Here is a 7831-nt window from a genome sequence, read left to right on the forward strand (position 1 = left end):
CCATCACCGTCTTTCCCAAGGGCGATTATGTCGAGCCGTACTTCGCGCTGACGGCCCTGCTGGCCGCGCATGGCCTCGGCCTCGACGTCGCTCCGGCGGCCTCGGCATTCGCCCACTGGCTGCTGCCTTTCCAGCAGGCCGACGGCCCCTTCCCGCGCATCTGCCGCAGCGGCGCGACGGACTGGCTGGCCTGCGGTCCGGCAGATGCCGATGACTCCCTCGACGCCCTCTGGTGCTTGCTGGCAGCGCGAGTCTTGCCGGCAGACCGCGTGCTGGCCGCCAGCTGCGCCAGGTCGTTGGCGCACCTGGCCAGCCTGTGGAACCCGGCGCAACAGACTTTCCGCGCGTTGCCTGGCGGTAGCGCTGCCTATTTTGCCGACAATGTCGAAGTGATAGGCGCCCTGCACCAGCTGCGCCGGCAACCGGCAACGGCGACCCGCTTCGCAGTCCAGCTGGCGGCATTGCCGAGCGCCGCCGGCATGCTCATAGGACTGCGGCGCAACTACGGCTACGATCCGGACGGCTCCCTTGAACCGCAACGCGCCAGCATGCCGCCGACGCCGCCCGGTTTCTATCCGAGCGCGGTGGCGCCGGTTTACCTGTGGCTGTACGACCTGCGCAGCGGAACCAGCGGCCAACGTTATTGGCGTGCCTGGATGGAACGCTACGGAAAACAATGGCTGGCCGGCGAAAGCGATCACTATCCATGGGGACTGATCGCCTGGGCCGGCTACCGGGCCGGCGATGCACCGACCGCACGCAGCTGGCTGAAAAACTGCGATGCCTGGCGCGCCGCCGGGCGCTGGAACGTTGTCGAGGAAGGCGTGCGCATCGGCCTGATCAATGCGCTGGACGGCAAGCCGTCATCATGAACGCCGCATATCGACCCGGGTTGGCCAGGATACTGCTGGCCTTGCTGGCCGGCGCCGTGATCGCCGCGGCGGCGGCCTGGATTTATCGCATCAGCCAGGTCAGCCCGGCGCAATGGCAAAGCGACCCCATCGCTCTGCTGCTGCCGGACGACATGTCGGATGCCAACCGGCTGTTTGCCGCGGCCTGGCTGGACGCCGCCGCGGAAGAAGGAATCCGCCTGCAAGCCATTACCGCATCGGCTTTCTCGCGGCACGGCTTGCAAGGCGAACGGCCGTTTGCCGGCGTGATCTTGCCGGACACCATCCATCGCCGCATCAGCACCGCCTTCGTCAACCAGGTCAGCCGCTTCGTGGAAAACGGCGGCGCCCTGATGCTGGTCGGCGACGCCGGCGTGCTGGACGAGAACGGCTACTATGCCGAACCGGCCTCGCGCCTTTCCGCGCTGGCCGGCACCGACTACGCGATGTACGGCAAGCTGCAGGAACGCATGTCGTTCAACCCGACCATCGCTGGCAGTCCGCAAATCATGCAAGCGCTGCATATCCCGCCGGGGCGCTGGATCAAGGATGGCGCGCAGGCGGTGCTCTCGGGCTACGGCGAAGACACGCTGCGCTATCCGGTGCTGCATACCGGCGACAGCTATGCCGGAACGGTGCGCATGCAAGCCGAAGGAAACACCGTGATCGCCGGCGAACATGCCTACGGCAAAGGGCAAGTGCTGTTCGTCAACCTGCCCCTGGGCTATCTGAAGTTGCGTACCGACGGCATTTTGATGCATGGTTTCCTGCACTACTTCGCGAACCGCATCATGGGCCAGCCGCAATTGTCGGCCGCTCCGGAAGCAATCGGCGGCCTGGTGCTGAACTGGCACTGCGACGCCAAGATCTGCATTCCGGCCATGGAGCAGCTGATCAAGGCCGGCGTATTCAAGCGCGGTCCGTTCAGCATCCATGTCACCGCCGGGCCGGACCAGCGCGCATTCGGCGACGGCCTCGGCGTCGACCTCAGCCGCAACCGGCCATTCCAGGCATTGCTGCAGTCCTTGCGCGACCAGGGCAATGAAATCGGCAGCCACGGCGGCTGGATACACGACTGGTTCGGCAAGAACCTGGCCGACGGCAACCAGGAACAAATGACGCCTTACCTGCAGCAAAACGCCGACGCCGTGGCGCGCCTGATCGGACACCGGCAAACCGAATACTCGGCACCTACCGGCAACCAGCCGGTCTGGGTCACCGACTGGCTTGACGGGCAGCAGGTGCTGGCTTACTACTTCACCGGCAATATCGGCCAGGGGCCGACCCACACCTACCGCGACGGCCGCCGCGATCCGCATATCTGGTCGTTCCCGGTGCAGACCTACGGCCACATCAGCACCATCGAAGAAGCCTATACCGAACATGTGCCGGAAAGCGAAATCAGCAGCTGGCTGACGTCGCTGGTGCAATTTACCGAGAATAGCGGGCAGATCAGGCTGATTTATTTCCACCCGCCAGGCGCCGTGCTGTATCCCGACGCCATCGACCAGCTGATGCTGGCCGCCGACGCCGCCGCAAAAAACGGACGCTTCCGCTGGCGCACCATGACGGATCTGGCGCGCTTCATGAATCGCCGGGAACAGACAATATGGAATATTTCTAATGACAATCACGCCGTAGTGGTCGATGCTGCCAATGCCGCCTCATTGAAACAGCAAACCTGGCTGTTCCCGGTTGCGCTGTATGCCGAACCGCGCATCACTGGCGGCAAGGCCAAGGTGGAACAGCGCGGCGACACCTGGGCCGTGATCGCCGCAGACGTGAGGCAACTTCGCATTTCAACGCCGTTGATAGAGAAAGCATCGCCTTGAATACAGCCGCCAAGAACCGTCGTTTGCCATGCTCGGATCGCCATGCGGCGCCGGCCGCCAGGACCGCCATGGCGGCATTGGGGCTGTCGCTCTGCTATGCCTCGGTTCCAGCCTGCGCGGCAACCGGCGAAAATCCCGGCATACTGGTGCCGCGCCTGCAGCACGAACGCCTGCTGTCGATCTACAGCGCGCCGGCGCAAGCGGCCGCGGCCGCTCCTGCTGTCGTTCCTACTGCTGCTCCTGCTGTCGTTCCTACTGCTGTTCCTGCTACCGCTCCTGCAGCGGCGCCGGCGGCTGATGCCCGACCTGCCGTGCTAGCGCTGGCCACCCCTGTCGACGCCGCGCCTATCCCGCTGATGCCGGCCGAGGCGCCTCCCGCCGCGGGGGCGGAATTGACACCCGAGCGCGCCGCCCTGGAACTGGTCGGCGGCGACGGCAGGATGAGTAACGGTTATGGGCATGCCCGCCTGATGTCGCTGCGCGGCACGGCGGTGACGTCGCTCGGCGTGGTGCAGGGAGAACTGACGCAGCAATCCCGCTTCGGGTTCAGCGGCAACTACGGCAATGTCTCGCTCACCCACGATTTGTCGAAAGACTACTACACCACTGTCGGCGTCGGCGTCGGCAACAGTCCGCTGTTTTCCAGCTGGCGCACCGATGCCACCGCTTACCGGAAATTCGGCAGCGAACGCCAGTATGTCGCCGGCATCGGCGGCTACTATGCCAAAGGCAATGAAAGCGCGCGCTCCGACAAGGGCTTGCTGTTCACCGGCATCGCCTACTTCAGCGGGCTGGTGGTGGAAGGCGGCGTGCGCCTGAACTGGGCCGATCCCGGCGCTATACTGGGCCCCAGCCAATACATCGCCGCCACCTTCGGCAATGACGACCGGCGCGCGATCATCGTTCGTTACGAGCACGCCAAGGAAACCTACAAGGTATTGCCGGGCGGCCCCGAGCTGGTCAATTTCAAAAGCGATACCGCCAGCATCCAGTGGCGCCAGAGGATCAGCCGCGACAGCATGCTGCTGGCGGCGCTGGAGTATTACCAGAGTCCGGTCTACGACCGGCTCTCGTTCAGCCTCGGCTGGCGCTGGAGCTTCAGATGAAACCGGCGCGGGACGCGGTAGCCGGAGACAAACCCGGCAAGACAAAAGTCCATGTCAAAACGCGCAGGGACGCTGCAATCAATCCTCGTTTCGCCGGCTTTGGCGGCCAGCTGATCCAGACCCACCGCGCCCTGCGCCGCCTGTCTTTTCCGCGCTCGCGCTGGATAGACGTGCTGCTGGTGCCGGCGCTGATTTTCTTTTGCACCCTGCTTGCCTGGCCTTTGATCGCGGACCTGTGGTCAGGAATCATCCGCTTCTGGGCCAGCAGCCTCGGCGACGGCATGATGCTGAAAGCCGACAAAACCTCGTTTCCCGGCATTCAATCCGTGCCTTACGCTTACGTCCAGGCCGCGCTGCCGACCCCAGTGCAATGGTGGACCGGCATGCTGGCCAGCATCGCGCTCCTGCTGGTCACCGCTTTGCTGCCGGCGCGCATGCTGCCGATCTCTTACACGCTGCGCGTGGTGGCCATGATCCAGCTGGCCAGCCAGTTCTATTTTTATTTCTGGGCGGCGGAATTCCCCTACCAGTCTGCATCCTCCATTTCCGCACTGACGCAGGCGTCGATGGTGTTGCTGCTGCTGACGCCCTGGATTTACGGCCTGCTGTACAACATTTTCGATTTCGGCATTCCCCGTAAGATCCTGCTGTCGCTGATGGCGGTGGTTTACCTGATCGTGCTGACGCCGTTCCAGTACACGTTTGCCGCCTGGGTGATGCTGCAATATTCGCTGCTCTGGCATCCCCTGATCTACCTGCTGGGATCCAGCCTGCTCCAGTTCGGCGCACTGGTCGGTTTTTATTCCTGGGCCATGAGCTGGGAACGGCGCGAATAGCATCAATGACGCGGCGCCGGCCCGGCGTGGCTTATACTGCGCGCAACGCGTATTGTTAATCTACAAGGATATCCATAATGAAAAAAACAGGAATGGCCAAGAGCGACGCCAAGAAGCTCATGGGGAAAATGGCCGCCCCGGGCGCTTCCGCTTTTGGCGGCGGCGATGCCGCAACGATCGATCGCCGCGAGCAGCGCAAGCGCGACCAGGCGGCAGGACTGGTGCCGTTTGCCGTCAAGTTGAACGGGGACCTGGTGCAACAGCTGCAGACGCTGGCAAAAGAACGTCAGCTTGACCTCAACCAGCTGGTGGCCGAGCTGCTGGCCAAGGGCCTGGCTGCCTGAGCAATCCGGCCGATAGCGGGACCAATATCGGGACCAACAGCGGGACCAATCCCGGCTGTCGATTAAAATATCGGTCCAGCAGGAGCCGCATCGTCATCAAGGCTTGATTTTATGACACGGCATTCCTGTGTTCCCGATACGGTAAATTGATGATTCTCCCAACTGCGAACCAAGAACCGGCATGCACGATAGGCAAGGAAGCGATTGACGCTGCGGAAAAGCACCTGCGCGACATTCTCTCCCTGGCGATCCAGCACGCGCCGCCGCACGCCGCCGTGGTGGTGTCGGACACGCGCTGCGAACTCGCCGTGGCGCTCACCGAAGCCTACCGGCGCTGCCTGCCTGCCGCCACCTTCATCGACTTCGACGCCGTCGCGCCGGAGGCCGTGCTGGCTGCGTTTGCCGCGCTTGAAGCGAACGACCTGGTGATCCTGGTCCAGTCCACCAATTTCCGCCTTGAGGCGTTCCGCATCCGCGTCGAACTGTTCAAGCGCGGCCTCAAGGTGATCGAGCACCCGCACCTGTCGCGCATGCCGGGCGCGCAAGCGCTGCATTACATCGCATCGCTGGCGTACGACCCTGGCTACTACCGCGGCGTCGGCTACGCCTTGAAAGCCCGCATCGACAAGGCCAGCATGGGCGTGGTCGACAGCGGCGGCGAACGCCTGATGTTTGCCTCGCGGTTCGAGCCGGCCAAGCTGAACATCGGCGACTACAGCGAGATGAACAACGTCGGCGGCCAGTTCCCGATCGGCGAAGTGTTCACCGAAGCGCAAGACCTGGAAGCGGTCAACGGGCGTGTGCGCATTTTTGTGTTCGGCGATACCTCGTTCCGGGTCAACCGGCCAGAGCAGCCGATCACGCTGGTGATCAGCAGAGGGCGGGTCAGCGAAGTGATCGATTCCACATCCGATTTCGACCAGGTGCTGGCCAATATCCGCGCCGACGAGGGCGAAGTGTGGCTGCGCGAGCTAGGCTTCGGCATGAACCGCGCGTTTTCGCGGGAACGGCTAGTGAGCGACATCGGCACGTATGAGCGCATGTGCGGCATCCACCTGTCGCTGGGCGCCAAGCATGGCGTCTACAGCAAACCCAACATCAAGCGCACCAGCGCCCGTTACCACATCGACGTGTTTGCGGTGACCGAGGCGGTCTACCTGGATGACGAACTGGTCTATCGCGACGGCGCCTGGCAGCTATCAGGGCATATATAAAGGGTAGAGGATATTTTCTTCGCGCGTGATGCGGTCCACCAGCACCTTGCCCAGGTTTTCGAATTCGGCCTTGAAATTCGAGCGCGCATCCGGCAGCGCCAGCCAGTCCTTGCCCTGGTACTTGTCGAAAAAATCAAACGCAACGCGGCCGATGCCATCCATTTCCCGTTTATAGGAACGATAGACATCGAGCAGGTTGGGCTCTTCGGCCAGGCTGCGCCGCATGTACGAGTACAGCTTGACGCCCTCGGTCAGCAAATGGCCGTACATCGCCATGCGCATTTCACGCAAGGTAGCCGGCACCGCATCCCAGGCGCCCGCGTTCATCCTGTTGGCCACCGAGGAGTACATCAGCAGCAGGGCCGCATGGTCGCCCTTGAGCTGGGGGATCAGCTTGTCGTCGTACTGGATCTGGTTGTTGGCGCTTTTAGCCGGCTGCAGCAGTTCTGCACGCTCGGCTATCGGCATTGTTTTTCTTGCTGGCGGCTGGGTGGCGGCCGGTCTGCTGGCAACTTCATGCGCCCCCTCGTCTTGCGTACTGGTTGCGGGTTTGTTGAAAATGGATTTCAGCCACATGGTTCGCCTCCCCAGTTCACAAAAAGATAACACTTGCTCGTTCTTATAATTGCCTATCCGCAACAATAATACATTAAATTCCACACGGAAATAGATTTCTTATTTGCAATTCACAGATATTTTTTACAACATCGACGCCCGGGGCCAGACAGTCATGTCCGGCCTCGGACGGCTAGGCGGCTACCGGTCAGGAAGGCGAGCGCTGCAGGGCGGCCAGCAAGCTGTCCCACAAGTGATGGCGTTCATCGATGGCGCGGATGCCGGCCTCCAGCACCTCGCGCAACTGGGCCGGATCGTTGCCGGTAATCTCGTCTATCATGCGCTGCGCGGCAGGGCCGTGATCGCCGGAATCGACCTCGATATGCCGCTCCAGGTAGAAGGTCAGCTCAGGCACGCTGGCCGGGTCGATGCGCCAGGTCTGCAGCAGGGCCTGGAACATGTCCGGGATCACATTTTCCCGTCCGTAAAAAAAGCTTCCCACCACCTGGTGCGTCTGGCCGTCCTTGCAGGTGCTGATGGTGGACGTCACGAAGCGCTGGATCGGCGCCACGGCTTCCGCCCGGCTGAGCGCGGCGGCAAGCGCATCGCCCTTCCTGATCATCGCCAGGAACTGTTCGATCTGCCGCGTCGAAGCGCCGATCTCTTTCATCGCCGACAGGTAAAGGTCAAAGTGCGTCATGGCGCCCTTGGGCGTCAGGTCCGACTCTTCGCCCAGCACGATCTCGTTGATCAGCCGCGCTGCGTGCGGGTTGGCCGGGGGATACCACGGCACGGCGGTGGTGGTCAGGTCCGCCTGCAGCCGCTTGACCAGCGACATGAAATCCCAGACGGCAAACACATGCCATTCCATGAACAGGCGCAGGTCTTTCTTGGTTCGTATGGCGGAAAAAACAGCATGATTTGTCAATGACTTGTGCTTGTCCTTGAGGATAAGTTGCAGTGATTCAACGGTCGTTGTCATGTCATCTCCACATTGGGTTACACACGGATGTGTGCAAAACGACAATGACAGATATATTGCCGTACGGCAATA

At 62.3% G+C, this 7831-nt stretch carries 8 protein-coding genes; 6 read left to right on the plus strand and 2 right to left on the minus strand.

Annotated elements, in window-relative coordinates; translation table 11 throughout:
- The 6 genes from JWQ61_RS01575 to JWQ61_RS01600 all read left to right on the plus strand — a co-directional run.
- Positions 1-872 (plus strand): hypothetical protein (locus tag JWQ61_RS01575; protein ID WP_304358965.1); only part of this gene is annotated, 872 nt, incomplete at its 5' end.
- Complete coding sequence (locus JWQ61_RS01580) at positions 869-2722, plus strand: hypothetical protein (protein WP_304358966.1); 1854 nt, start codon at positions 869-871, stop codon at positions 2720-2722. The genes JWQ61_RS01575 and JWQ61_RS01580, both read left to right, overlap by 4 nt.
- A complete protein-coding gene (locus tag JWQ61_RS01585; RefSeq protein WP_304358967.1) occupies positions 2719-3828 on the plus strand; it encodes a YaiO family outer membrane beta-barrel protein in 1110 nt (369 codons plus the stop codon). The genes JWQ61_RS01580 and JWQ61_RS01585 overlap by 4 nt, the downstream gene beginning before the upstream one ends.
- Entirely contained in the window at positions 3825-4664 is an 840-nt protein-coding gene (locus tag JWQ61_RS01590) for a hypothetical protein (RefSeq protein ID WP_304358968.1), read from the plus strand. Before JWQ61_RS01585 ends, JWQ61_RS01590 begins: the two co-directional genes overlap by 4 nt.
- 77 nt (positions 4665-4741) lie before the next feature.
- Positions 4742-5008: a hypothetical protein gene (locus JWQ61_RS01595; protein ID WP_304358969.1), complete on the plus strand. Its 267-nt coding sequence runs from the start codon at positions 4742-4744 to the stop codon at positions 5006-5008.
- Between the two features lie 149 nt (positions 5009-5157).
- Positions 5158-6222 (plus strand): hypothetical protein, encoded by a 1065-nt coding sequence (locus JWQ61_RS01600; protein ID WP_304358970.1) that lies wholly within the window; start codon positions 5158-5160, stop codon positions 6220-6222.
- Here the strand turns inward: JWQ61_RS01600 and JWQ61_RS01605 are convergent.
- Positions 6208-6798 (minus strand): hemerythrin domain-containing protein, encoded by a 591-nt coding sequence (locus tag JWQ61_RS01605; RefSeq protein ID WP_304358971.1) that lies wholly within the window; start codon positions 6796-6798, stop codon positions 6208-6210. The genes JWQ61_RS01600 and JWQ61_RS01605 overlap by 15 nt on opposite strands.
- A 187-nt stretch (positions 6799-6985) precedes the next feature.
- On the minus strand, positions 6986-7759 hold the full coding sequence (locus tag JWQ61_RS01610) for a DUF3050 domain-containing protein (RefSeq protein WP_304358972.1): 774 nt from the start codon (positions 7757-7759) through the stop codon (positions 6986-6988).
- Between the last annotated feature and the right edge of the window lie 72 nt (positions 7760-7831).

The sequence above is a fragment of the Collimonas fungivorans genome (assembly GCF_028292705.1).
GTDB classification, from domain to species: domain Bacteria; phylum Pseudomonadota; class Gammaproteobacteria; order Burkholderiales; family Burkholderiaceae_D; genus Collimonas; species Collimonas fungivorans_B.